Below are 24,907 nucleotides of genomic sequence, written 5' to 3'. Positions count from 1 at the left end.
AAATGATTTAGTTTCTTTCTTCCTGAATACACCGAACTCTGTCTGGGGTTATACGGCTGAATTGACACATGAAAGGCGCCTCAGTTTTCTCGGCTTATGGATCGCGACGGGAAAATTCAAAATTTTCCGAAATGGTCAAAAATAAATGTGTTTTGGGGGTTGAAGAATAGGGCAAGCTGATCCATATCACAGTTACTTACCGCTGTGCCTCCTCCCATTGCGCGCGGTAAGTGTTCCCCTCTGGAGGTTTGCCCCAAGTGGCACCTTCATAACTTGGCCGGGCTTTTCAGTCCGGCTTTTTTTTGCCTGAAATCAGGTTCCCCTCCAGATCACAACCTCGTTCGCGCAAAGAAAAAGCGCCACGTTTCCGCAGCGCTTTCCATTCACATCATGTAGGCCGCTTATCAGCCATAGGCAGCAACTGGCGGGCAGGTGCAGATAAGGTTTCTGTCGCCACCGACATTGTCCACGCGGCTGACCGGTGGCCAATATTTCGCTGTCGGGTCGAAATCGCCATTGATGGCGCTTGCCGGGAAGACTGCTTCTTCACGCGTGTAAGGATGCGTCCAATCGCTGGCAAGCGTATCAGCAACCGTATGTGGCGCATTGGCCAGCGGATTGTCGTCGGCAGGCCAGACGCCATCGGCAACCTTCTTCGCCTCGCCCGCAATGGCCAGCATTGCATCGCAAAGACGATCGATTTCCGACTTCGGTTCGGACTCGGTCGGCTCGATCATCAAGGTACCGGCAACCGGCCACGACATGGTAGGCGCATGGAAGCCATAGTCGATCAGGCGCTTGGCCACATCGTCCACGGTGATGCCCGCACTGTCTTTCAGAACGCGCGTATCCACGATGCACTCATGCGCCACGCGCTCATGCGCGCCGGTGAACAGGATCGGATAGGCGTCCTTCAGGCGGTGCGCGATATAATTGGCATTGAGGATCGCTGCCTCAGTCGCCTGCTTCAGGCCAGCACCACCCATCATGCGGATATACATCCACGTAATGACCAGAATGGATGCGCTGCCGAACTCCGCTGCCGCAACGGCGTGTTTCGAACCTGCTTCCACATGCCCCGGAAGATAAGGCACCAGATGCTTGGCCACGCCGATCGGACCGACGCCCGGTCCGCCGCCGCCATGTGGAATGCAGAAGGTCTTGTGCAGGTTCATGTGGCAGACATCGGCGCCGATGTCGCACGGACGCGCAAGGCCAACCAGCGCATTGAGGTTCGCACCGTCGAAATAGACCTGACCGCCATTCTCATGCACGATTTCGCAGAAGGTCTTGATGCCTTCCTCGAACACGCCATAGGTGGACGGATAGGTAATCATGAAGGCGGCAAGATTATCGCGATGCTTCTCGGCCTTGGCCTTGAGATCGTCGAGATCGATGTCTCCATCCGGGCGGCAATTGACCACGACCACGCTCATGCCAGCCATCGAGGCGCTGGCCGGATTGGTGCCATGCGCGGAAGACGGGATGAGGCAGATGTTGCGATGTCCCTCGCCGCGTGCCTGATGATAATGGCGGATGGCCAGAAGACCGGCATATTCGCCCTGGCTACCGGCATTTGGCTGCAAAGACACGCCCGCAAAACCGGTGACTTCGCAAAGCCAGCCCGCCAGATCCGAGGTCATCTTCGCATAGCCCTGCACCTGTTCTGAAGGTGCGAAGGGATGCAGATTGGCAACCGTGTTCCAGCTCACCGGCATCATTTCAGCAGCCGCATTCAGCTTCATCGTGCAGGAGCCAAGCGGGATCATCGCGCGATCAAGCGCCAGATCCTTGTCGGCCAGACGACGCAGGAAGCGCATCATCTCGGTTTCGGAACGGTGGCTATGGAAGACTTCCTGCGTCAGAAAACCTTCGCCGCGCCCCTTTCCGGGAACGAGAAGCTTGTCGCCATCCACCGGCTTTGCGCCAAACAGAACGGCCAATGCCGCCAGATCGTCTTCCGTGGAGGTTTCGTCAAAATTGACGCCAACCGTATCCGCATCGATGATGCGGATCAGGCGACCGCCCTTGTCGGCTTCCGCAGCGATTTTCGCGGCCTTGCCTGCAACCTTAATCGTGACCGTATCAAACAGGCTTTCACCTGCAAATTCGATCCCGGCAGCTTTCAGACCAGCGGCAAAACGGGCGGCAAGCGTGGCAATACGCGTGGCAATCGCCTGCAAGCCGGAAGGTCCATGCCAGATCGCGTAAGCCACAGCCATATTGGCCAAAAGCGCCTGCGCGGTGCAGATATTCGAGGTCGCCTTGTCGCGGCGGATATGCTGCTCGCGTGTCTGGAGCGCTAAGCGATAGGCGGCACGGCCATGCGCATCCAGCGACTGACCGATGATGCGGCCCGGAATGATACGGGTTAGCGGTTCGGAAACGGCAAGATAAGCGGCATGCGGGCCACCAAAGCCCATCGGCACGCCATAGCGCTGCATGGAGCCAACGGCCATATCTGCGCCCCATTTCGCAGGCGCTTCCATGACAGTCAACGCCAGCGGATCGGCAACGGCGATCACCAGAGCGCCCTTGGCCTTGGCATCGGCGATGACCTTGGCAAAGTCGCCATAGACGCCGCGCGTATCCGGCCACGGCACAATGATTGCCGCCGTGGCGTCATCGACATCGCTACCGGTTTCAATCTGCCAGCCCTGCGGTTCGGCGCGGGTGTTGATCACATCGACCGTCTGTGGATGCAGATCGCCTGCCAGCAGCACGCGGCTGCGCTTGTCGCGGTGATGGCGAACGGCAACACCGATGGCTTCGGCCACGGCGGTCGCTTCATCAAGCAGCGAAGCGCAGGCAACCGGCAAGCCGGTCAGTTCAGCCACGAGGGTCTGGAAATGGAACAGAAGTTCCAGACGACCCTGACTGATTTCCGACTGATACGGCGTATAGGCCGTGTACCATGCCGGATTTTCAAACATATTGCGCTGGATAACCGGCGGCACATGCGTGCCGTGATAGCCCGCGCCGATGAAGCTCTTCTTCACCACATTGCGGCCCATGATCTCGCCAAGCTCGGCAAGGGCTTCTGCCTCGCCAAGCGGAGCGGGCAGATCAAGCGCGCGGTTGAGCCGGATCGAGGCCGGGACTGCCTGAGTGATAAGAGTTTCCATGGACGGAAGACCGAGCGCGGCCAGCATGGCGCGCTCGTCTTCCAGCCTTGGCCCGATATGACGGGTAACAAAAGGAAGAGCAGTCATTTCTTATCCTACCAGCTTGTCGTAACCAGCCTTGTCGAGAAGACCGGCAAGCTGACCCTCGTCGGAAAGCTTCAGCTTGAACAGCCAGCCAGCGCCTTCGGCGGCCTGATTGACCAGCGACGGATCGGAAGCGGTGGCGTCATTGACTTCAACCACTTCGCCATCAATCGGCGCATAGACGTCGGAAGCGGCCTTGACCGACTCCACAACCACGACGCCCTCGCCCTTGGAAACGGTGCGACCTACTTCTGGCAGCTCGACGAAAACGAGATCGCCCAACTGTTCCTGCGCGTGGATGGTGATGCCGACGGTGGCGACGCCACCTTCGACGCTGATCCATTCATGATCTTCGGTGAACAGGATATTGGCCATGGAAATCATCCTTTGCGATAGCGATGCGGTGTGAAGGGAAGTGCTGAGACGTCAACGGGAACCTTGTTGCCGCGAATCTCTGCGAAAATACGGGTGCCGGGGATAGCGAGGCTTGCCTCGACATAGCCCATGGCGACCGGGAAACCGGCAGATGGACCAAAACCACCCGAAGTGACGGTGCCGACCTGACGGCCGCTTTCATCGAAAAGATCGCCACCGCGCACCGGCTGGCGACCTTCCGGCTTCAGGCCGACGCGCTTTGCAGCCGCACCCTTGGCGAGAGCGTCCAGCACGGCCTTGGCGCCATTGAAGGCTGCCTTTTCGCGCACCGATTTGGTGATTGCCCATGTCAGACCTGCCGAAACCGGATCGGTTTCCGGCGTGATGTCATTACCATGCAGGCAAAGGCCGGCCTCAAGGCGCAGACTATCGCGCGCGGCAAGGCCAATCCATTCGACGCGCTCGTCAGCAAGCAGCTTTGCCGCCAGTTCGCGAGCCTCATCGGCAGGCAGGCCGACTTCAAAACCGTCTTCGCCGGTATAGCCCGAACGGGTCATGAACCAACCGGCTTTCGGCTCAAAGCCGCTCATGAAGGAGAGTTCCGCAGCCGCAGGCAAACCGGCATCCTTGATGACGGCTTCAGCTTCCGGGCCCTGAATGGCCAGAAATACGCGGTCGAGCGGATCGACTTTAACTTTCCTGCCCTCGGCAGCTTCATAAAGATGCTCGACATCGGCATCCGCATTGCCCGCATTGGCGACAACCATGAAACGGTCTTCGCCAAGCCGCGTGACGATCAGGTCGTCAAGAATGCCGCCCTTATCATTGAGGAAGAAGGTATATTTCGACTGTCCCGTTTTGAGAGAAGCGGGATCGAGCGGGCACGTGGTCGCCAGCATGTCGGCTGCTTCTGCGCCCGAAACTTCGATCAGCTTCATGTGGGAAATGTCGAAAAGGCCCACATGGTCACGCGTATGAAGATGTTCCTTCATCACGCCCAGCGGATAGGTGATCGGCATGTTCCAGCCGGCAAAGCCGCCGAAACGCGCGCCAGCCTGTTCATGCATGTCCTGCAAAGGCAGGGTCTTCAAATGTGCGGTATCGCCCATAACAACTCCAGAGTCGCACGTATGCCCCCGCAAAATGCGGTTGCTTCGCGCCCCTCTGTCTCAGGCCTGAGAGACTCGCATAGCCGTTAAGCTATACTTACACCTTCGGCGCAGGGTTTCCCCCGACTTTCCAGAGTCGCCTTATCCATCTGCGGTTCCTTGTACCTGAGAGATTTCGGGCGATTTCCCCTTCGGCGGCCTTAACGGCTCTCTCCCGCAGACAGACAGTGCAAAAACGCTCACGCAACGCGACGCTTCTGCACCCGACGCAACTCCCTTAACTCAATCCGGCCCGAGAGTCATGCGGAATTGTTGCCTCAAACCGACGATTCCGCGGACTTATGCGACAAAATCAAACCCCATAGCGGTCGAACTTATATTCTTCTGTCGATGTGTGTCCTTACATGAACAAAAGACCGCCTTTCGGCGTATCCGTTCCAGGAACGAGCGTACGCTATGTCGTTCTTGCAAAAGAGATTCGCCGGAACACCGATTTTAAAGAGTGCTTAACCGATCAGCCGCTGAAACTGCCTGAATTGAGGCCATTTCCCCACTCGGACAGAGGATTATGATCGCATCATGACCGAGCAGCGAAAAAGGCGTGAAACTGACAGGCTTTAACGCATTGCAGCTATGCAAATCTGTCTCTCCAATTCGAAATGCTTACGACCTATATGCCGTTTGCAACAAAGAGATAAGATTTACTAGGTGAGAGAAATGAACCTGATCCGCTCGTACAACAACTGGCGCCGTTACCGCAACACCGTGAACGAACTGAGCCGCCTGAGCCCACGCGAACTGAACGACCTCGGAATTCTGCCTTCGGAAATCCCGTTCGTCGCACGCAAGGCCGCCGCTCGCTAATAGCGCCTCCGGAAGGCATCGGCCTTCTTCAAGGATCGTGAGCCTCATAAACCGCGCGGTCCCACAGTTTTCGGAATATCACCGAGGTGTTTTCTCCTCCTCCCATTTCCTCGGTGATTCAAGGCCGGATATCCTCCTCCCAGTCCGGTCTTCCCCATAAACACCCGTCGCTTCCTCCCGCGACGGGTGTTTTCGTGTGGGAACTACCGCGCCGCGATCACCTTGATACCCTGGCTATTGGCCGCAAAAGGCACCGCCATGTCCCGCGGTCGCAGACGTTTCATAACAGTTAGCGTCAATCCTCAGTATTTAGGCGCAGTCGCGATCAATTCTTTAAGACGCGGCGCCCCCGCCGCAATATCCTCTTCGCTTGGGCTGATGTTTGCTGCAAGCAGACGTCGGGCGATCATATGGTCCGCCGGACGGTTAATGGAATCGACCGCCACCAGCCTGTCACCCTTGAAATGGAAAACCGAGAAAGCATTGCCGTCCGGATTGCCCGAAAGGATATGTCGGTCCGCATCGAAGGAAATACCGGCAGTCTGAAGCTTCATATCGCCCTGATCGGACCAGAACCAGGCGACCTCCTGATAAGGGGCGCCCCGCCCGACGATGGTGCGCGCCACATGTTTTGCCTGATCGGTAGCGTTCTGCACCGATTCCAGTCGCACGCGACAACCGGCATGAAAGTGATCGTAGCTCACGCAATCGCCAATGGCATAGACGCGATCAGCGGATGTTCTCAAACACTCGTCAACGACGATGCCGTTATCGACCTCAAGCCCGGCTTGCATCGCAAGTTCCACATTCGGCACGGCCCCCGTACCAATCACCACCATATCGGCAGGAAATGCGGTTCCATCCGTCGTCTTCACACTCGCTACGCGACCGTTTTCACCTTCAATGGCGCGCACGCCGAGCCCCGTCAGAAGCGTAATACCGACAGCGCGGCTGCGGCTCTCTACATGGCTGGAAATATGCGTCGCGACCGAGCGGCCCAGAACGCGCGGGGCTGCCTCGATCAGAACCGTCTTCTTGCCAAGCGCGATAGCGCTATGTGCCATTTCAAGACCGATGAAGCCTCCCCCGACAATCACGACATCCTGCACGTCCGGCATCAGGGTGGCGATACGACGCGCATCTTCCATGCGTCTCAGCGTGACGACGCCTTCAAGTCCGATGCCCGGCAGGTCGGGGATACGCGCCCGCGCGCCCGTCGCGAAGATCAAGTCCGACCATCGCAGCACACGACCGTCATCCAGCGTCACCGTGCGGTCGGCAATCGAAACCGCATCCACACGGGTACCAAAAAGCAACTCGATATTGCTGTCGCGATAGCTCGCTTCTGGACGCAGGACCAGGCCGCCCGCTTCCGGCGCCTTGAGATAAGACTTGGAGAGCGGGGGCTTATGATAGGGGATATCCGTCTCATCGTTGATAAGAACGATTTCGCCTGCATAGCCTTCCTGGCGAAGGCTGATCGCGGCCTGCGAACCGGCGTGACCGGCCCCGATGATAATGCATCTGTTGTCCATAGGACCTCCGAAATTTCCGCACATCATAAACGCGTCGCTGCCCGCCGCGTGGCCTATCGGTCACGGATTCACATCTTAATTGCATGCAATTCTGATATTTTTAAATTTAGTTGGACCGATCGGTCAGATTGTCCCTTCTCTTTCAGACACATATCTGGGCTGTCACGCAGCACTATGTCGACTTCGAAGCGCAAGTCCGCAGCATGATGGAACTGAACAAGGACGAACCGTTCGATCTGGATCGGATCGAAAGAAAGTTTCAGCGCTGTTTTTGCCCGCCTGCGGGCTGGAATAATCAGCGCAGCCCTTCAAGCTCCGCGATACGCGCAGCACTATCTTTTTCGAGCATACGCGTCATTTCGCGAATGATCGTTTCCGCGAGCACGAAAAGCGCTGCCGACGAATCCCACGCAGATGGTACAGTGGTACGTCCGGCGAGCACATGACGCGCAACACGGGCAATGGGCGACAGCCACTGATCTGTGACGAGAACCACTTCCACACCCCGCGCCCGCGCTTTCTCTGCCAACATCAAAAGACTGTCCTGATAGCGGCGAATGTCGAAGACGACGAGCACGTCGCGCTTGCCCATGTCCAGAAGACGGTCGCGCCAGGCGCTTTCCTGACCGCCGAGATGAAACACGTGCGGACGAATGACCGTCATATGCGCCGCCATATATTGCGCGATTGAATCGGTAAAACGCCCGCCGATGAGATAAACGTCTCCCTTCGCATTGCCGAGGGCTGCTACGACCTGCTGCAATTGCTTTTCGCCCAGATGACGGAAGCTTTCCCGTATATTTTCCATCGTGTGTTCAACCGCTGGATAGACCGCTTCCGTGCCTGCTCCCGGCTGTTCGTTGCGATTGTGCGGCGACTGAAGCTGCGCCGCCAGTTCGTCCTGCAGACGGGCCTGAAAATCCGGGTAATTCAGGAAGCCGAGGCGATTGACGAAGCGCAGGATCGTAGGCGAACTGACTCCAGCCTGCACTGAAAACTCCGCCACCGTCTTCAGACCCAACATCGGATAATTAACGATCAGCGTCTGTGCCGCCCTTCGCTCACCCGCGGGCATCGTATCGATCCGCTCATTGATCAGTTCTGCAACGCTTGCGTTCACCGATGCTGTTTTTTCCATTCAATGGCTCTTTTTGAATTCAGGCGAATTTGCGTTTGACAAATAATCATAGGGCGTATCAAATAATCCGCAATAGCGCATAAACCGAAAAAACGTAACATAAGTTACAGCGCGGGGAACGAACAGAATGACGAACGAGCGAGCATGTCGCACAGCTTCGTGCGAACCTGTTTCTGTTTTCAATGCGGATGGGATGAGTCCTTATCTGCTCGTTTGCGAGCACGCATCCAATTTTATCCCCGAGCGTTTTAATGCATTGGGCCTCGGTGTCGAAGCATTGAAGGCGCATATCGCCTGGGATCCAGGTGCAATCGACGTCGCACGACACCTTGCATTGTCGCTCGGTGCACCGCTGGTCGAAAGCGGTCTTTCGCGGCTGTTAATCGACTGCAACCGCCCGCTTGATGCACCCGATCTCATTCCCGAGATCAGCGAGACCACTATCGTTCCGGGAAATCATAATCTGACGACAACGGAACGCACGGCGCGGATCGATCTTTCGCATCGTCCTTTTCATACACGCGTCGAAGAGATCATCGCGGCTCGCGCTGCACGCGGTCTGCCCTCATGGGTCGTGACGATCCACTCTTTCACGCCCGTTTATCGCGGCGTAGCCCGCCCCTGGCAAATCGGCATCATCCATGACGAGGATGACCGGATTGCAAATCCTCTGATTGCTGAGCTGCAAAGGGACGCAAATCTCAATGTCGGCCTTAATGAGCCCTATTCGCCGGCAGACCGCGTCTATTACACGCTGGAACGACACGCCCGCCCGCGAAACGCACCATGTGTAATGGTGGAGATCCGTAATGACGAAATCGCCAGTTCCCAGACACAGATCGCTTGGGCGGAAAGGCTTGCAAACATATTGAAGCATGTCGCGCAAACACTCGCGAACACGGAACAGAAAGCCTGAAGGAGCCGGAAAATGCCGAAACCGATCAGACTATTCGTCAAGTATGTTGATGCACTGAATTATTATGTCGGCCGTTTCGCGATGTATCTCTTCTTCGTGCTTGGCGCCGGTCTGCTCTATTCGACGTTTTCGCGCGTGATCCTGGGCGCGCCGGTCAATTGGGTACTGGAAATGTCGCAGTTTCTGCTCTCGGCCTATTATCTGCTGGGTGGGGCCTACGCAATGCAGCAGGGCGCGCATGTGCGCATGGATCTGTTCTTCGACCGTCTCCCTCCGCGCCGGAAGATGATCACCGATATGATCACGATCCTTTTCATCATCTTCTACCTAGGTGTGATGGTTGCTGGCGGCATCTCCTCAACCGGGTATGCCCTCACCTACGGCCAGAAGAATTACACAGCCTGGGCGCCACTCCTCTGGCCAATCAAACTCATAATGACCCTCGGCATTTTTCTCCTGCTGCTGCAATGTGTCTCGAATTTCCTCAAGGACTGGGCATCGTTACGCGGAAAACCGATCGATACGATAGCGGGACCGGCGATTGAGGAGGGACACCACATATGAGTTCGGAACTCATCACCCTCTTCATGTTCGCCACCATGATGGTATTGCTCATGACTGGGCAGCGTGTCTTTGGCGTCATCGGCTTTGTCGGCTCGCTTGCGGCTATTCTTTTGTGGGGCAAAGGCTCTTTCGAGATGCCCTACAATGCCACCTTCGCGGTGCTGAACTGGTATCCGCTCATTACTGTGCCGTTCTTCGTCTTCATGGGCTACATGCTGTCGGAATCCGGCATCGCCAGCAATCTCTACCGCATGTTTCACGTCTGGTTCGGCGGCATTCGCGGGGGGCTGGCGCTTGGGACCATCGGCCTGATGGTGCTCATCTCATGCATGAACGGGCTGAGCGTCGCGGGCATGGCTATCGGCGCCACCGTTGCCCTGCCGGAACTCCTGAAGCGGGGCTACAGCAAGGTCATGGTAACAGGCGTCATTCAGGCGGGCAGTTCGCTCGGCATCCTGATCCCGCCCAGCGTGGTACTGGTTCTCTACGCCATGATCGCCCGCCAGCCGGTATTGCAGCTCTGGCTGGCAGGCATTGGCCCCGGTCTTCTGATGGCCGCACTCTTTGCCATTTATATCTATATTCGCTGCCGTATGCGCCCGGAACTCGGACCCGCGCTGCCGCAGGAGGAACTGGACAGCATTACCTGGCATGACCGCCTTGTCGCGCTACGCGCAGGTATCCTGCCGCTTGTAGTGTTCGGCTTGATGATGGGACTGTTTCTGACCGGTGTCACAAGTCTCGTGGAAAGCTCCGCCGTCGGTGCGCTCCTAGCGACCCTGGCCGCCCTTTTCACAGGAAGGCTATCAAAACAGGTCTGGGAAACATCGACACGCAACAGCCTCACAGTCACCTGCATGTTCCTCTGGATCATTCTGGCTGCGCTGTGCTTTTCGTCCGTCTATGACGGTCTTGGAGCGGTCAAGGCGATCGAAAACATCCTGCTTGGCACGTTCGACCTGTCTCCGTGGTCAATCCTGATATTGATGTTGCTCTCTTTCATCGTGCTTGGAATGTTCCTCGACGATACGGCCATGCTGGTCATAGTCGCACCGCTATATATTCCGCTGGTGAAGAGCCTTGGTTTCAACGCGATCTGGTTCGGCATCCTCTACACCATCACCTGCCAGCTCGCATATATAACGCCGCCCTTCGGCTATAACCTCTTCATGATGCGGGCACTTGCGCCCAAAGACATCACGATGTTCGATATCTATCGCTCCATTATACCTTTCTTCTTTCTCATGGTGCTGACCATCATCATATTGATGATCTTTCCCCAGATCGCGATGTGGCTGCCCAACTGGTACACTGGGCGATGACGGAACTTGCAGTTGACTGCGCATAAACCGGTGACAAGAGCCAGACACGGCCGGGCCGGAACAAATAAAGGGTGAACTCAAACAAGAGTGGGAGAATGAGCATGAGTGAGAATAGCAAGCTTAACAAACGCGATTTTCTCAAGAAAGCCGGACTGACGACAGTTGGCGCGCTTGGCGCCAGCACGCTCGCGACGCCTTATGTCAGAGCACAAAGTCCGATCAAATGGCGTCTACAGACCTATGCTGGTCCGGCACTTGCCGAGCATGTCATCAAGCCATCTATCGACGCTTTCAACAAAGCCGCCAATGGCGACATGGTCATCGAGCTTTATACGTCCGACCAGCTCGTGCCACAGGGCGAACTTTTCCGTGCCGTGCAGGCCGGAACCATCGACGCCGCGCAAAGCGACGACGACTCCATGGCCTCGCCGGTGGACGTGGCTGTCTTCGGAGCCTATTTTCCCTTCGCGTCGCGCTACAGCCTGGACGTGCCGGCGTTGTTCAACTGGTATGGGCTGAACGAAATATGGGAGGAAGCCTATAAGGAAATCCCGGGCGTCACATGGCTCAGCGCCGGATCGTGGGACCCATGTAATTTCGTGACCACGAAACCGATCCGCAGCGTGAAGGATCTACAGGGCCTGCGCGTCTTCACCTTCCCGACCGGCGGTCGCTTCCTGACCAAGTTCGGCGTCGTCCCTGTGACGCTGCCCTGGGAAGACATTGAAGTCGCCATCCAGACCGGCGAGCTTGACGGCGTTGCCTGGTGCGGTGCGACCGAAGCCTATACGGTCGGTTGGGCAGACATCAACAAATACTACCTCACCAACAATATCAACGGTGCCTGGGCCGGTTCCTATTTTGCCAATACGGAGAAATGGGAAGCTGTCCCCGATCATCTGAAAACCCTGTTCAAGCTGGCCATGGATTCCTCGCATTACTATCGCCAGCACTGGTACTGGTGGGGCGAGGCGCATTACCGCACGACTGGCGGCAAGCTGGAACTGACCACCATCCCCGAATCCGAATGGAAGCAGATCGAAGAAGCGGCCGAACAGTTCTGGGACGAAATCGCCACCAAGAGCGAGCGGAACGCCAAAGTGGTCGAAATTCTCAAAAAGTACCAGAAGACCATGCGCGATGCCGGCGCACCTTATCGTTATACCTGACTTGTGCCTGACAATGGAGGTATCGCGCATTCGCGCGGTACCTCTCACTTCATCCCGTGAGGAGCAAAGCATTCAATGGCCGGACAATTAACATTCGATGCATTAAAGAAGGCGGTCGCGGAAGGCGAAATAGACACCGTTCTCGCATGTTTCGTGGACATGCAGGGACGCCTGATCGGCAAACGCTTCTACGGACAGTTTTTCGTGGAGTCCGGTTACGACGAGACCCACGGCTGCAATTATCTTCTCGCCGACGACATCGATATGGAGCCGGTTCCGGGCTATGAAGCGGCGGGCTGGGACAAGGGCTATGGCGATTTTGTCATCAAGCCGGACCTTTCTACCCTGCGTCTCGCCCCGTGGCTGGAAAAGACAGCCCTTGTCCTTTGCGATGTGCTTGGTCATCACGATCATCTCGACCTGACACACTCGCCGCGCGCAATCCTGAAAAAGCAGATCGCGCGCCTGCATGAGCGCGGCTATCGCGCTTATTTCGCCTCCGAACTCGAATTCTACCTCTTTGACGAGACCTACAAGACCGCTCGCGCCAAACGCTGGCAGGACATGGAAACGGCATCGCCCTATGTACAGGATTACGTCATCCATCTGACGACCAAGGAAGAGCCAGTCCTGCGCGCCATGCGCAATCAGCTTGCCGCGGCGGGCATTCCGGTTGAAAACTCCAAGGGCGAATGGGGGCCGGGACAGGAAGAGCTGAACGTACGTTATGCCGAAGCTCTCGAAATGGCCGACCGCCATGTCGTCATGAAGAATGCAATGAAGGAAATTGCCGAAGCGCACGGCAAGTGCATCACCTTCATGGCGAAACATGACTACTGCAAGGCCGGCAGTTCCAGCCATGTGCACAATTCGATCTGGAGCGCGGATGGCAAGGAGCCGCTGTTCTTCGATCCGAAAGCGCCGTACACGATGACGCCGCTGATGCGCTCATGGGTGGCGGGCCAGCTTAAATATGCGGCCGACTACACCTATTTCCTCGCGCCTTACATCAACTCCTACAAACGCTTCCAGGCAGGCACATTCGCGCCCACCAAGATCATGTGGAGCCAGGACAACCGCACGGCAGGCTTCCGCCTTTGCGGTGAAGGCACGAAAGGCATCCGCATCGAATGCCGTATCGGCGGTGCGGATCTCAATCCCTATCTCGCCTTCGCCGCGCTGATCGCGTCCGGACTGAAGGGGATAGACGAGCAGTTGGAACTGGAAGAACCTTTCGTCGGAGATGCCTATAGTGCCGTGAAGCTCAAGGAAATTCCCTACACGCTGCGAGAGGCAGCGCAATCTCTCAGGAATTCCGATTTCCTGAAGGAGGCATTCGGCGAGGCGGTGATCAGTCACTATGTCCATACCGCCCATTGGGAACAGATCGAATATGATCGGCGCGTAACCGATTGGGAGCTGCATCGCGGTTTCGAACGCTACTAACCGCAGCACAATCCGTAAGAAATGACGAAATGACAGGTTTCAGAGGAAATTACCGATGAGCGGCGCGGCCAAGATCATCTCTCCGATAGACGGTTCGGTTTATGCCGAGCGTTCCTTTTTAAACGAGGCAGCAATCGCCTCGACCGTTGCAACCGCACGAGAAGCCCAATCAGACTGGGCGCGGCTGAACATTGCCGAACGCACACGCTATTGCCGTGCGGCGCTTGATGCACTGACAGCAATGCAGGACGAAATCGTGCCTGAAATTGCCTGGCAAATGGGACGTCCGGTTCGCTATGGCGGTGAAAACGGTGGCGTACAGGAACGCGGCCAATATATGATCGACATCGCCGAAGAGGCACTCAAACCTTATGTTCCTGCGCAGAAGGACGGCTTTCGCCGCTATGTGAAACATCTCCCGCTAGGCGTGGTGATGGTGATCGCACCATGGAATTATCCCTATCTCACTGCCGTCAACACGATCATTCCGGCCCTGATGGCGGGCAATAGCGTCATCCTGAAACATGCAACGCAGACGCTTCTGGCAGGCGAACGCTTTGCTAAAGCGTTCGAGAAAGCCGGACTGCCGAAGGGTGTTTTCCAGAATGTCGTTCTGGATCATGCCTCCACGGAAAAACTGCTCGCCTCCGGTACGATAGACCATGTGAACTTCACCGGCTCGGTCGGTGGCGGACGCGCCATCGAAAAGGCCGCTGCCGGAACCTTCATGACGCTGGGGCTGGAACTGGGCGGCAAGGACCCGGCCTATGTCTTGCCTGATGTCAATCTGGATCATGCCGTCGCCAATCTGGTGGACGGCGCCTTCTTCAATTCTGGCCAGTGCTGCTGCGGTATTGAACGCATCTACGTCCACGAAGCCGTTTATGACCGCTTCGTCGACGGTTTCATCGAACTTACAAGGCAATATGTCGTCGGCAATCCGCTGGATAACTCGACCACGCTCGGGCCGATGGCGCAGGCCCGTTTTGCCGATCTGATCCGCGAACAGAAGGCGGAAGCCCTGCGCAAGGGTGCGAAAGCGCATGTAAATATGAAGGTCGATCAAGATATAGCCGGTTCGCCCTACATCGCGCCGGAAGTGCTCACCGATGTCGACCACCAGATGAGCGTCATGCGCGAAGAGAGCTTCGGCCCCATTGTCGGCATCATGAGGGTACGTAACGATGAAGAGGCGCTGGCGCTGATGAATGACAGTATTTACGGCCTTACTGCCTCGCTCTGGACCGCCGATACAGATCATGCCGCCGCACTTGGCGACCGTATCGAAACGGGCACGGTGTTCATGAACCGTTGCGACTATCTCGACCCCGCGCTCGTCTGGACCGGTGTCAAGGAAACCGGTAAGGGCGCGGCCCTTTCCCCTATCGGCTATGGCAACCTCACGCGACCGAAATCCTTCCACCTACGTGAAAAAATCTGATCCGCGCTGCATTTCTGGAAAGCAATAGACATGACTACTTTGACTGCCAAATGGAATTTCCCCACCACGGTCCTGTTCGGACCCGGCCGTATCAAGGAACTGCCTGCTGTTCTCAAAGCCGCAGGCATTCAGAATCCGCTCTTCGTGACTGACCCCGGTCTGGCAAAGCTTCCCGTTGTCGCCTCCACGCTTGCAATCTTGAATGAAGCAGGCGTCAAGTACGCGGTCTTTTCCGATGTGAAGCCCAATCCCGTAGAGAGCAACCTTTATGCCGGCGTCAAGGTATTCAAGGATGGCGGTCATGACGGTGTCATCGCCTTCGGCGGCGGTTCGGCGCTAGACCTCGGCAAGCTGATTGCCTTTCAGGCAGGGCAGACACGTCCCATATGGGATTTCGAGGACATCGGCGACTGGTGGACCCGCGCGGACAGCGCCGCCATTGCACCGATCATCGCCGTTCCAACCACGGCGGGGACCGGCTCGGAAGTCGGTCGCGCAGGGGTTCTGACCAATGAAACGACGCACACCAAGAAGGTCATCTTTCACCCGAAAATGCTGCCTGTCACGGTCATCGCCGATCCAGAACTTTCAACCGGCATGCCGCCTTTCATCACTGCGGGCACGGGCATGGATGCGCTGGCGCATTGTCTCGAAGCCTATTGCGCGCCCGGCTTTCATCCTATGGCCGACGGCATCGCCGTGGAAGGCATCCGTCTCGTCTTCGAAAACCTGCCCAAAGCCTATGCCGATGGACAGAATATCGAAGCGCGCGCCAACATGATGGCTGCGGCAGCGATGGGCGCAACCGCCTTTCAAAAAGGCCTTGGCGCGATCCATTCCCTTTCCCATCCGATCGGCGCTCTTTACGACACCCATCACGGCATGACCAATGCGGTCTTCATGCCTTATGTGCTACACCAGAACCGCGTTGCAATCGAAAGGCGGATCGAGCGGCTTGCCGATTATCTCGGCATAAAGGGTGGGTTCAACGGATTCGTGGAAGCGGTGATGAAACTACGCGCCGAACTCGGTGTTCCCGACACACTGCCTGAGTTCATCAAGGGGCTTGATATGGACGACACCCGCAAGGAACTGATTGCCGAAATGGCAATCATTGATCCAACAGCAGGAGGAAATCCGGTTGAATTGACAAAAGAACGCGCCTTGAAGTTGCTAAACGCTGCAATCGAAGGTAAGGTCTGATATATAACATTCAACCTAGCACAGGTAAGCATCGTACCACCGCTGGCGGGGGCGATGCATCGGGGAACGGGTTCTTGGGGAGGAGCCCGTTCCCTTTCTTTTTTGACATTCCTTTTCACAACACCGCCGAACTTGTTCGACAATCCCAAAAATGCGGGAACAAATCGATATTTCAATCGTTTATCTTGATCGTTTCGGACGGAGGATTGAACGTGAACATCTTCAAGCAAACTTGCGCCGGCGCGCTAGCGGTGATCTTTGGGGCTACGTCCGTAGCGCCGACAATGGCGGCTCCTATGAATCTGGAGCGCCCCATGATCAATCAAAACGTGGAACAGATACGCGACAACCGTCGTCCCCCACGTCATTATCGCGGGCATCGACCAAACCGATCCGGTTACTGGAACGGCCATCGCGGCTACCGGCACTATCGCCGTGGCTATCGTCGCCATAACGACGGCTGGTGGTATCCCCTTGCCGCTTTCGGCGCGGGCGCCATCATTGGTGGCGCTATCAGCCAACCGCGCCCGATCTATCGCGCGCCACGAATGTCGAACGCGCATGTACGCTGGTGCTATAACCGCTACAGATCTTATCGCGCTTCGGATAATACGTTCCAGCCCTATAACGGGCCGCGAAGGCAGTGCTACTCGCCATATTACCGCTAAGAAAAAAGCGCCCTTCCGGGCGCTTTTTAAAATCCAAGCCGTTTATTCGGCCAGCCATTCCTTGATGCGGTCCGGGTGGTCGGCGATATACTTATCGACGGCCTTTTCGTAGGAGGTTTCCTGCGCATCGAACATCGCAGCCTCGAGCTCACTGATAGGAAGGCTCATCTTCGTCAGCAGCGAAGCCACCTTCGGGTTTTCTTCCTTGAAACCCTTCCGCGCAATGGCGTCGATATGCTCGGCACCGCCGAGAGCGCCCTCGGGATCGGCAATATAGCGAAGCTTGTACTTGCCGAACATCCAGTGCGGGCTCCACGAGGTTGCAACAAACCAGCCGTCAGAACGCGTCGCGCGATCAACTGTGGTCAGCATTGCCGCCTCGCTCGAAATGTTGAGCTTGTAATCAAGGCCGTATTTCTTGATAGCTTCCTGTGACAGCCGCGTCAGGCCTGCGCCCGGATCGATGCCCTGAATCTCACCTTTCAGTTTCTCCTGAACTTCCGGCTTTTTCAGGTCTTCGATTGAGCTGATCTCGCTTTCCGGTATGTAAGCCGGGACGATCCAGCCCAGCTTGGCGCCTTCATAAAGCGGTCCGAGGTCATCGACCTTGCCTTCCACGCGCTTGTAGTAATCGGCGTGCGTTGCAGGCAACCAGGCCATCATCATCGCATCGATGTCACCACGGCTCACTCCCTGATAAAGGGGCGCCACATCTGTCTGAACCAGTTCGACCTTCTGGCCAAGATTATCCTCAATCAACTTCTTGGCGAGTTTGGTGACAAATTCAGCATCCGACCATGGAGCCCAGCCGATTTTCACGGGCTTGCTGTCTTGCGCGAAGGCTGCGCCTATAGTCATGGTTCCCGCCACAACTGCCGCCAGACCGAATTTGGTTAGATTGCCTAACATAGCTGCTCCTTTTCGATTGGTTTCAGTTCCCGTTATTGTTTTTCTTCATGCTTCCTGTTTGCGAAAGGATGAGGCGGACTGGTCGTCCGCCGCCTTTCTCATCGATATCAGCCTCTTGAAGAAGCCGGTGCTGCTGCCCGGCGTTTTCTGGCCAAAGCTCTGGGTAATGCGGTCCAGAATGACCGCCAGAATGACGACCGCCAGACCTCCTTCAAAACCGAGACCCACATTGAGGCGCTGAATACCCGTCAGAACCGTATTACCGAGGCCGCCTGCTCCGATCATGGACGCGATGACCACCATCGAAAGCGACAGCATGATCGTCTGGTTGATACCGGCCATGATCGAAGGCATGGCGTTTGGAAGTTGCACTTTGAACAGAAGCTGCCGCGACGTGCAGCCGAAGGCCAATCCCGCCTCAACAAACTCTCCGTCAACCTGCCGGATACCGAGATTGGTGAGACGAACCACCGGCGGCATGGCGAAGATGACAGTAGCTATTGTTCCTGGCACCGCGCCGAGACCGAAGAACATTGCTGCCGGAATGAGATAGACGAATGCAGGCATCGTCTGCATGAGATCGAGCACCGGCCGCACGATCGAGGCGACCGCATCGCTGCGAGCCATGGCGATACCGAGCGGAATACCGATCACAACGGCGATAACCGTCGATGCCAACACCAGAGAAAGGCTTTCCATCGTGCCGTTCCACAAATCCATGTGGATGATGAGAGCCAGCGCCAGCAGCGTGAAAACCGCAAACTTCCAACTCACGCGCCAAAGTGCGAGCAGTGTGAGGATCGCGACCCCCGCAACAGGCGGGACGGCGATGAGCGCGTTCTGGATACCGTCGGTAACAAAGCCGATAGCGGTGGCGATCATATCGAGCGCAGGCGTGAAGTGGTCCAGAATATAATTGACCACAATATCCGCCCATCCGCCGACACTGAAATTCAAACCCATGTTTTACCGTCCATTTCCGTAATGCTTCTGGATTGGACCAATTCTGCCTTGACCGAGCAAAAGTCCGTCGGTGCGCGAGTTCAACCTGCGCGACCGAGCGTTTCGAGCAAGGCCGACTTGCTAATGGCCCCGACATAGCGGTTCTGCCGGTCGGTCACCGGAACCGGCCAAGGACTTTCCGCGACTTGTGTCAGCAAGCCGGACAGAGGCGCCTCCGCTTCGATTGCCGTCACACCGTCGAGTTCGCCCACTCCATTCGCCAACACGTCGCGGCTGATCATGCCGCGATAGGTACGGTCGGCGTCGATAACCACGCCGAAGGTTTTGCCGCTGGCATCGAAGAGTTCCAAAGCCGTTGCCATTTGTTCGGGCTCAAAAATAATCAGTTCGTCTTCCCGGGCCACATCGAGGGCCTTGAAGACACGTGAAACGTCGACATTGCGGAAGAAGGACCGGACATAATCATTCGCGGGAGCCGAGACAATTTCATTCGGTGTCCCCACCTGTACGACCTTGCCGTGCTGCATGATGCAGATGCGGTCGCCGATGCGCATGGCTTCGTCCAGATCGTGACTAACGAAAATGATCGTCCGGCTGTGCTCAGCCTGAAGACGCTTCAACTCATCCTGCATTTCGGTGCGGATCAGAGGATCGAGCGCAGAAAAGGCCTCGTCCATCAGGAGAATGGTGGGCTCGCTCGCCAATGCGCGCGCCAGGCCGACGCGCTGTTTCATGCCTCCGGAAAGCTGATCCGGCATACTGTTGGCATAGGGTTCGAGCCCTACCGCAGCGAGAGCTTTTAGCGCTTTCTGATGTCGCTCGGCCTCCCCCATCCCGGCCACTTCAAGACCGAAGGAGGCATTATTCAGGACCGAGCGATTGGGCAACAGCGCGAAGGACTGGAACACCATGCTCATGTCGCGACGGCGAAGATCGATCAACTCGCGCTGTGTCATTTCAACGATGTCGCGGCCGTCCACTTCAATCGAACCGGCCGTCGGCTCAATCAAACGGTTGAGTAGGCGCAGAAGCGTTGACTTCCCCGAACCGGAGAGACCCATGATAACGAATACTTCGCCTTCATAGATATCGAAGGTCGCGTCATCGACACCGATAGTTGCACCGAATTCACTGTGAATCTGGGATTTTGATTTACCTGCGTGCAATTCCTGCATTGCACGTTCCGGATCATCGCCAAAGACTTTATAAACGCCTTTTAAGCTTATTTTCGTCTCAGCTGGCGACTTCATACTTTCATCCTTGTATAAAATACCATGCATTAAGCTTAACCCCGCTGCTCCGGCGGACTTAATCTCCTTTATTACCTCATTAGAACTTCATTCCAATGAAAATAGCCCGCGCACGATCTTCGATCCGCGAGCGATCCGCATGGAATGTTTGACGATAGATTGCCTGATTCTATATAGGTCATTTCCGGACATGTCCACCCACAGCCGTGAATTCATCTGAGTGCTTCGTCTGGCAACCGTCCCCTTGCGTGATTTTTTTGAAGGGTTGCGCGACGAATTTCGAAGGCTCGTCAACACCGCTCAAAGCATGAAACGAGTGACCGCCCTGAAAGCAATAGTAGTCCTCTTTCACATAATTGCAGGAACGGCGTGCGACAAATATGCCATCACCTGCGACACTGCGAAAAACAGTATAAATCGAGAGAAAATGGGATATAATTGCAGAAAAACAGTATGATTATACTGTCGTTTTAGATCATATAATCTATACATAAAAAACGGCACGGTCAGTCCAGACGTGCCGCCGAACGCTCGCTTCGCCTGTCTTTTTCAACGATAAGCCATATAGCCGACGAAGCCCGTGATTTTCCAACGGGCATCATCACGGCGACAGAAATAAAGCGTCTGCCAGTTAAGTCGATCTTCAGTTCCATCCTTCCGTGCGATGGTGCCGTCGAACTTCTTTCGCGCAAGAGCAACATCGCTGGTAATATCGATCACGCTCAGATTCGTGGCGCGGAGTATGCCATCGGCCAATGGCTCGGCATATTCAATCGCGGCACTTTCCGCCGCCTGCCGCAGCCATTCCTCACGATAACAGGCAAGCGTTGGAAAACCGGCGTCCCAATTGTCGGGATCGCGATCATTATGGGCATGAATGCCAAGAAAGCGGGCTTCATCAAAGTCGCCAGCAACCATGGACCAGTCCTGCGATACAAAAGCCTCTATATCGCGACGGACAAGCATATCCCATATCTGCTCGCGATCCTTGTCGCCAGCGAACGGGTTGACTGCGTTCTTCATGCTCTCCTCCTGATTATCTCAGTTTTCCGCGCGCGGCGACCGGCAGGATATCGATAACATCCTCACCTGAAATGAGATGAACCTCGTCAAAGAGATTGGACACGACGCAGACATGGTCGGGAATGACACGTACGCGATCTCCGACTTTCAGGTCGGCGACGTCGCCGGTCAGCTTTCCGTGTTCCTCGCTCAAGCTGGTGACACGAGCCTCCGGGCACCCCATGAGTTCGCCAAAATCTTTCAGTCCCAGCGTGTCGCTGGAAAGAGACTTGGAACCGGCATCAACGATCGCGCGCGCTGGTGTCGGGTGGCTGGCGACCGTTGAAAGTACTGTGAATGCACAATCATCGACAGTCGCGGCTCCGGTCGAAACCTGGTAACGGTCGAAATAGATATAGGTGCCCGGACGATACTCGGTGACAACACTTTTCGTCGGTTCCCGCCACATATCCGGAGATCCCCCGCTCGAAATGGTCTCGCACTGAAGATCGTTTGCGGCAAGCAGTTCACGTGCCGAATAAAGCCACTGTTCAGCCTCGTCCGCTTTACCGGCCGCGGGATAAGTCATCAGCCCGCCGAAGCGAAGTCCGGCGCTTCGATCGATGATACGTGCCAGTTCCAGTGCCTCATTCGGCGTCTGCACGCCGCAGCGCCCCATGCCCGTGTCACATTCGACAAGCACTTTCAGCGGTCGATTTTCGTCGTTGAACCGTGCCGCCAACCCCGCAAGCGTCGTCGCATTGTCCACCGTCACCGATAGCGTGATGCGCTGATGCAGCGCATACAGGCGGTTGAGTTTTTCCCGCCCCAGAATATTGTAAGGCAGAAAGATATCAGTCAGCCCCGCATCGGCCATCACCTCCGCTTCGCCGAGCTTCTGGCAGGTAATGCCCGTTGCGCCCGCCTCCATCTGCATTCTGGCGAACAATGGCAGCTTGTGCGTCTTGATGTGTGGCGAAGCTTCATGCCCACGGCATCCGCAAGGGCCTGCGCCTTTGCGATATTCGCCTTCACCCGTCGACATCGATGAGAATGGCTGGTGTATCCACATCGTGGATGGTGTTCAGTCTGGTCATGCGGTCAGTCTCCCAGCGGCAGGCGCGGATCGTCTATAGTTAGCGTATTAAGGCTATGCTTGATGCGACGCAGGCTTTCCAGCACCTTCGGTCCCCGCGCCTCGGCAGTAGCCATGGCGATCATGTCGAGAATGGCAAGCAGCGCGAAACGCGACGAAGTCGGCTTGTAGATATTGCCGTCTTCATTAGCCTGATACGGGATGAGTACGTCAGCCGCCTTGGCGAGATCTGAACCGGCAGGCGTAATCGCCACCGTCTCCGCACCATATTGCCGCGCGACCAGCACAGCTTCCACCACCGATCGGGCAAAGCCGGAAACGGAGAAGGCAATCACCGTCGTCTCATGTGTCGTGACCGCCGCGTACATGCGTTGCAACTGGCCGTCCACCTGCGCATTGACGGGAATGCCGAGCCGAAACAAACGGTTCTGCATTTCCGTTGCCAGCAAGGATGATATACCCCCCGAGCCAAGGCAAAGCACCGGCCCGCCTGCCGCAAGGCGCTCTGCGACCTTCATCAACACCGCCATGTCGAGGCCATCGCCAGCGCGCTGGATAGCGGTAATGGCAGCGTCTGCCACCGCCGTCGCGATACGGCCTTCACGAACCTCGCGCCTCGGCACTTCCGCCGTCAGATATTGCCCGCCAATAGCCAGCGCCTGTGCAAGAAAAAACTTGAAATCGCGCACGCCATCGCAACCGAGCGCCCGGCAGAAGCGTGTCACTGTCGGTTCGCTGACCCCGGCCCGCGTCGCTATATCCGAGATCGCCGCCTTCGACGCATAATCGGGATTGGCCAGTACCAGAGCAGCCAGTCGCCGGTCGGATTTCGATCCATCCTGCGCGATGACATGCAACCGTGTAATGATGTCGGCAACCTTGCTCATGGGAAGATCAAAGCGGCAGGCCGCTATCCTTGTCGAAGAGATGAATTTGTTCGCTGTTAGCCGTTACAGGAACTCGCTCGCCCGGCGCAAGACTTATGCGTTCACGAAACACCGCGCGCACGGGCTGCCCCGCTATACGGCCATAAACATGGGTTTCCGGGCCGGTCGGCTCTATCACTTCGACAGTCAACACCACCCCCTCACCCTCCGGCGCGATCATGAAATTTTCGGGCCTTATGCCCGCTTCCGCCTGCCCCGCATCGGCGTTCCCGGTAGCAACGGCAATCTCTCCACCATCATCGGTGCGGAACATTCCACCCGATACGATCCCCGGAATGAAGCTCATCGACGGCGAGCCAATGAAACCCGCCACAAATTTGTTTGCCGGGCGGTCATAAAGGTCGAGCGGCGCACCGATCTGCTGGATCGTGCCCTGATTCATCACCACGATCCGGTCCGCCATGGTCATGGCCTCAATCTGGTCGTGCGTAACGTAAATCACCGTGGTTTTCAGTCGCTGATGCAGCGCCTTGATCTCGGTACGCATCTGGACTCGCAATTGTGCATCGAGATTGGAAAGCGGTTCATCGAACAGGAATACCGATGGTTCGCGTACGATAGCGCGGCCCATCGCGACGCGCTGGCGCTGCCCGCCCGAAAGCTGGCGCGGATAGCGGTCGAGATAGGAATGAAGATTGAGTATGGACGCCGCGCTATCCACTTTGGCTGCGGTATCGACTGCCTTTTCACCACGGATGCGCGGCCCGAAACCGATATTTTCACGCGCCGTCATATGCGGAAACAACGCATAAGACTGAAACACCATTGCGATATTACGCTTTTGCGGCGGCAAATCGTTGGCGCGCTCTCCGCCGATGAGGAGATCGCCGCCGGAAATGGGTTCAAGCCCGGCGACCATACGCAAAAGCGTAGATTTCCCGCAGCCGGAAGGTCCAACCAATACGAGAAATTCCCCACTTCGAATGTCGAGAGCGATCCGGTCGAGTACGGTGAGTTGGCCGAATGTCTTGCTGATACCGCGCAGCGAAACGTCCTTCATCGGCTCAGTTTCCTCCAAGAATATCTTCGATGAACGGGCGGCTGCCAGCCGTCAACCCGGCATCCACCGGCAGGATGGCGCCAGTAATGCCCGAGGCCCGTTCGGACGCCAGAAAGGCCACCGCTTCCGCCACCTCGCCGATATTCACGATACGCCCGAGCGGATAAAACCGTTGCAGACGGTCGAGCACGCTCGCATCCTGTGCAATGCGATGATCCCATGCGGGTGTGCGTATCGAACCGGGGCAGACGACATTGGCGCGAACCCCCTGCCGACCGAATTCCACTGCGATACCACGCGCAAATGCGTCGATGCCTGCCTTGGCGGCTGCATAGGCCGGATTGCCAAAATGCAGGAGGCTATTGACCGAGGAAACGAAGACGAAGACCCCATGGCCGCGCGATGCCATCGCCTGCGCCATGATAGTAGAGAAACCCGCAACAGCGGTAAGATTGAGGTCGATTTCGGTTTCAATCTTGCCCTGGTCGAGTCCCTCGAAAGTCTCGGCACGCGTCCATCCGGCATTGTTGATCACGATGTCCGGCACACCGTCCGAAGCGATGATTTTCTGTGCGGCAGTTTCCAGCGCATCACGATCAAGCAGATCGAAGGCATGGCGGCTATGGAAATCCGACGCGGTCATTTGATCAACCGACATATCGCAGCCGATCACGCGACCGCCACGGGCCGAGAACAACGCCGCGAGCGCACTGCCCACGCCGCCTCCGGCGCCCGTTATCAGAACGGATTTTCCGGCAAACTCACCTGGTTGCTCCACGCT

General features: G+C 56.7%; 21 protein-coding genes, 2 pseudogenes and 1 riboswitch. Of the genes and pseudogenes, 10 read left to right on the top strand and 13 right to left on the bottom strand.

What is annotated here, in order from left to right; all coding sequences use genetic code 11:
• Positions 1-404: 404 nt before the first annotated feature.
• The 3 genes from gcvP to gcvT are packed head-to-tail and all read right to left on the bottom strand — an operon-like array spanning position 405 to position 4,693.
• Complete coding sequence (gene gcvP / locus FHS76_RS03280) at positions 405-3,212, bottom strand: aminomethyl-transferring glycine dehydrogenase (protein WP_183648024.1); 2,808 nt, start codon at positions 3,210-3,212, stop codon at positions 405-407.
• A gap of 3 nt (positions 3,213-3,215) precedes the next feature.
• Positions 3,216-3,584 carry a glycine cleavage system protein GcvH gene (gene gcvH, locus FHS76_RS03275; RefSeq protein ID WP_183648020.1) on the bottom strand — a complete coding sequence of 123 codons (369 nt, stop codon included), beginning with the start codon at positions 3,582-3,584 and terminating at the stop codon, positions 3,216-3,218.
• Positions 3,585-3,589: 5 nt separating this feature from the next.
• Positions 3,590-4,693 (bottom strand): glycine cleavage system aminomethyltransferase GcvT, encoded by a 1,104-nt coding sequence (gene gcvT / locus FHS76_RS03270; protein ID WP_183648017.1) that lies wholly within the window; start codon positions 4,691-4,693, stop codon positions 3,590-3,592.
• 142 nt (positions 4,694-4,835) lie between these two features.
• A riboswitch (glycine riboswitch) is annotated at positions 4,836-4,920 on the bottom strand.
• Between the two features lie 490 nt (positions 4,921-5,410).
• Here gcvT and FHS76_RS03265 point away from each other — a divergent pair.
• Positions 5,411-5,557 (top strand): DUF1127 domain-containing protein, encoded by a 147-nt coding sequence (locus FHS76_RS03265; RefSeq protein ID WP_002965914.1) that lies wholly within the window; start codon positions 5,411-5,413, stop codon positions 5,555-5,557.
• 302 nt (positions 5,558-5,859) lie between these two features.
• On the opposite strand, the gene FHS76_RS03260 is transcribed toward FHS76_RS03265, so the two are convergent.
• Positions 5,860-7,092 carry an NAD(P)/FAD-dependent oxidoreductase gene (locus tag FHS76_RS03260; RefSeq protein WP_183648014.1) on the bottom strand — a complete coding sequence of 411 codons (1,233 nt, stop codon included), beginning with the start codon at positions 7,090-7,092 and terminating at the stop codon, positions 5,860-5,862.
• 110 nt (positions 7,093-7,202) lie between these two features.
• On the opposite strand from FHS76_RS03260, the pseudogene FHS76_RS22500 reads away from it, so the two are divergent.
• Positions 7,203-7,298 (top strand): annotated as a pseudogene (locus FHS76_RS22500) (TetR family transcriptional regulator C-terminal domain-containing protein); the annotation flags it as partial.
• An 89-nt stretch (positions 7,299-7,387) separates the two neighbouring features.
• On the opposite strand, the gene FHS76_RS03250 reads toward FHS76_RS22500, so the two are convergent.
• Positions 7,388-8,230, bottom strand: a complete 843-nt coding sequence (locus FHS76_RS03250) for a MurR/RpiR family transcriptional regulator (RefSeq protein WP_183648009.1) — start codon at positions 8,228-8,230, stop codon at positions 7,388-7,390.
• 127 nt (positions 8,231-8,357) lie between these two features.
• Here FHS76_RS03250 and FHS76_RS03245 point away from each other — a divergent pair, with 127 nt between their 5' ends.
• The 8 genes from FHS76_RS03245 (at position 8,358) to FHS76_RS03210 (ending at position 16,959) form a co-directional block, all read left to right on the top strand.
• Positions 8,358-9,146, top strand: a complete 789-nt coding sequence (locus tag FHS76_RS03245) for an N-formylglutamate amidohydrolase (RefSeq protein ID WP_183648006.1) — start codon at positions 8,358-8,360, stop codon at positions 9,144-9,146.
• A gap of 12 nt (positions 9,147-9,158) precedes the next feature.
• Positions 9,159-9,710, top strand: a complete 552-nt coding sequence (locus tag FHS76_RS03240) for a TRAP transporter small permease subunit (protein WP_183648003.1) — start codon at positions 9,159-9,161, stop codon at positions 9,708-9,710.
• On the top strand, positions 9,707-11,032 hold the full coding sequence (locus FHS76_RS03235) for a TRAP transporter large permease (protein WP_183648001.1): 1,326 nt from the start codon (positions 9,707-9,709) through the stop codon (positions 11,030-11,032). Before FHS76_RS03240 ends, FHS76_RS03235 begins: the two co-directional genes overlap by 4 nt.
• Before the next feature lie 101 nt (positions 11,033-11,133).
• The gene (locus FHS76_RS03230) at positions 11,134-12,201 is read left to right on the top strand and encodes a TRAP transporter substrate-binding protein (RefSeq protein ID WP_183647998.1); all 1,068 of its coding nucleotides are present in this window, start codon (positions 11,134-11,136) and stop codon (positions 12,199-12,201) included.
• A gap of 75 nt (positions 12,202-12,276) precedes the next feature.
• Positions 12,277-13,647, top strand: coding sequence for a glutamine synthetase family protein (locus tag FHS76_RS03225; RefSeq protein ID WP_183647994.1), 1,371 nt, complete (start codon positions 12,277-12,279; stop codon positions 13,645-13,647).
• A 55-nt stretch (positions 13,648-13,702) separates the two neighbouring features.
• Positions 13,703-15,088 carry an aldehyde dehydrogenase family protein gene (locus tag FHS76_RS03220; protein ID WP_183647991.1) on the top strand — a complete coding sequence of 462 codons (1,386 nt, stop codon included), beginning with the start codon at positions 13,703-13,705 and terminating at the stop codon, positions 15,086-15,088.
• 30 nt (positions 15,089-15,118) lie between these two features.
• Positions 15,119-16,291, top strand: coding sequence for an iron-containing alcohol dehydrogenase (locus FHS76_RS03215; RefSeq protein ID WP_183647989.1), 1,173 nt, complete (start codon positions 15,119-15,121; stop codon positions 16,289-16,291).
• A gap of 212 nt (positions 16,292-16,503) precedes the next feature.
• Entirely contained in the window at positions 16,504-16,959 is a 456-nt protein-coding gene (locus tag FHS76_RS03210) for a BA14K family protein (protein WP_183647986.1), read from the top strand.
• Between the two features lie 42 nt (positions 16,960-17,001).
• Here the strand turns inward: FHS76_RS03210 and FHS76_RS03205 are convergent, their stop codons facing one another.
• The 8 genes and pseudogenes from FHS76_RS03205 to FHS76_RS03170 form a co-directional block, all read right to left on the bottom strand.
• Positions 17,002-17,868, bottom strand: a complete 867-nt coding sequence (locus FHS76_RS03205; RefSeq protein ID WP_183647983.1) for a glycine betaine ABC transporter substrate-binding protein — start codon at positions 17,866-17,868, stop codon at positions 17,002-17,004.
• Positions 17,869-17,913: 45 nt separating this feature from the next.
• The gene (locus FHS76_RS03200) at positions 17,914-18,831 is read right to left on the bottom strand and encodes an ABC transporter permease (protein WP_183647980.1); all 918 of its coding nucleotides are present in this window, start codon (positions 18,829-18,831) and stop codon (positions 17,914-17,916) included.
• A gap of 80 nt (positions 18,832-18,911) precedes the next feature.
• A complete protein-coding gene (proV, locus tag FHS76_RS03195; RefSeq protein ID WP_183647977.1) occupies positions 18,912-20,081 on the bottom strand; it encodes a glycine betaine/L-proline ABC transporter ATP-binding protein ProV in 1,170 nt (389 codons plus the stop codon).
• A 549-nt stretch (positions 20,082-20,630) separates the two neighbouring features.
• A complete protein-coding gene (locus FHS76_RS03190) occupies positions 20,631-21,104 on the bottom strand; it encodes a hypothetical protein (RefSeq protein WP_183647974.1) in 474 nt (157 codons plus the stop codon).
• Positions 21,105-21,117: 13 nt separating this feature from the next.
• Positions 21,118-22,180 (bottom strand): annotated as a pseudogene (locus FHS76_RS03185) (D-TA family PLP-dependent enzyme).
• A gap of 4 nt (positions 22,181-22,184) precedes the next feature.
• Positions 22,185-23,066, bottom strand: a complete 882-nt coding sequence (locus tag FHS76_RS03180) for a MurR/RpiR family transcriptional regulator (protein ID WP_183647971.1) — start codon at positions 23,064-23,066, stop codon at positions 22,185-22,187.
• A 7-nt stretch (positions 23,067-23,073) separates the two neighbouring features.
• Positions 23,074-24,126: an ABC transporter ATP-binding protein gene (locus tag FHS76_RS03175; protein ID WP_183647968.1), complete on the bottom strand. Its 1,053-nt coding sequence runs from the start codon at positions 24,124-24,126 to the stop codon at positions 23,074-23,076.
• 4 nt (positions 24,127-24,130) lie between these two features.
• Positions 24,131-24,904 carry an SDR family oxidoreductase gene (locus FHS76_RS03170; RefSeq protein ID WP_183647965.1) on the bottom strand — a complete coding sequence of 258 codons (774 nt, stop codon included), beginning with the start codon at positions 24,902-24,904 and terminating at the stop codon, positions 24,131-24,133.
• Between the last annotated feature and the right edge of the window lie 3 nt (positions 24,905-24,907).

This window comes from Brucella daejeonensis (genome assembly GCF_014199265.1).
Taxonomy (GTDB): domain Bacteria; phylum Pseudomonadota; class Alphaproteobacteria; order Rhizobiales; family Rhizobiaceae; genus Brucella; species Brucella daejeonensis.
The sequence above is the reverse complement of the archived record's forward strand: the minus strand, read 5'-3'. Positions and strand labels throughout refer to the sequence as shown.

Excerpts from the sequence above, each read along its gene's own strand:
- gcvP (WP_183648024.1), bottom strand. The coding sequence starts at position 3,212 with ATGACTGCTCTTCCTTTTGTTACCCGTCATATCGGGCCAAGGCTGGAA.
- gcvH (WP_183648020.1), bottom strand. The coding sequence starts at position 3,584 with ATGGCCAATATCCTGTTCACCGAAGATCATGAATGGATCAGCGTCGAA.
- gcvT (WP_183648017.1), bottom strand. The coding sequence starts at position 4,693 with ATGGGCGATACCGCACATTTGAAGACCCTGCCTTTGCAGGACATGCAT.
- FHS76_RS03265 (WP_002965914.1), top strand. The coding sequence starts at position 5,411 with ATGAACCTGATCCGCTCGTACAACAACTGGCGCCGTTACCGCAACACC.
- FHS76_RS03260 (WP_183648014.1), bottom strand. The coding sequence starts at position 7,092 with ATGGACAACAGATGCATTATCATCGGGGCCGGTCACGCCGGTTCGCAG.
- FHS76_RS03250 (WP_183648009.1), bottom strand. The coding sequence starts at position 8,230 with ATGGAAAAAACAGCATCGGTGAACGCAAGCGTTGCAGAACTGATCAAT.
- FHS76_RS03245 (WP_183648006.1), top strand. The coding sequence starts at position 8,358 with ATGACGAACGAGCGAGCATGTCGCACAGCTTCGTGCGAACCTGTTTCT.
- FHS76_RS03240 (WP_183648003.1), top strand. The coding sequence starts at position 9,159 with ATGCCGAAACCGATCAGACTATTCGTCAAGTATGTTGATGCACTGAAT.
- FHS76_RS03235 (WP_183648001.1), top strand. The coding sequence starts at position 9,707 with ATGAGTTCGGAACTCATCACCCTCTTCATGTTCGCCACCATGATGGTA.
- FHS76_RS03230 (WP_183647998.1), top strand. The coding sequence starts at position 11,134 with ATGAGTGAGAATAGCAAGCTTAACAAACGCGATTTTCTCAAGAAAGCC.
- FHS76_RS03225 (WP_183647994.1), top strand. The coding sequence starts at position 12,277 with ATGGCCGGACAATTAACATTCGATGCATTAAAGAAGGCGGTCGCGGAA.
- FHS76_RS03220 (WP_183647991.1), top strand. The coding sequence starts at position 13,703 with ATGAGCGGCGCGGCCAAGATCATCTCTCCGATAGACGGTTCGGTTTAT.
- FHS76_RS03215 (WP_183647989.1), top strand. The coding sequence starts at position 15,119 with ATGACTACTTTGACTGCCAAATGGAATTTCCCCACCACGGTCCTGTTC.
- FHS76_RS03205 (WP_183647983.1), bottom strand. The coding sequence starts at position 17,868 with ATGTTAGGCAATCTAACCAAATTCGGTCTGGCGGCAGTTGTGGCGGGA.
- FHS76_RS03200 (WP_183647980.1), bottom strand. The coding sequence starts at position 18,831 with ATGGGTTTGAATTTCAGTGTCGGCGGATGGGCGGATATTGTGGTCAAT.
- proV (WP_183647977.1), bottom strand. The coding sequence starts at position 20,081 with ATGAAGTCGCCAGCTGAGACGAAAATAAGCTTAAAAGGCGTTTATAAA.
- FHS76_RS03190 (WP_183647974.1), bottom strand. The coding sequence starts at position 21,104 with ATGAAGAACGCAGTCAACCCGTTCGCTGGCGACAAGGATCGCGAGCAG.
- FHS76_RS03180 (WP_183647971.1), bottom strand. The coding sequence starts at position 23,066 with ATGAGCAAGGTTGCCGACATCATTACACGGTTGCATGTCATCGCGCAG.
- FHS76_RS03175 (WP_183647968.1), bottom strand. The coding sequence starts at position 24,126 with ATGAAGGACGTTTCGCTGCGCGGTATCAGCAAGACATTCGGCCAACTC.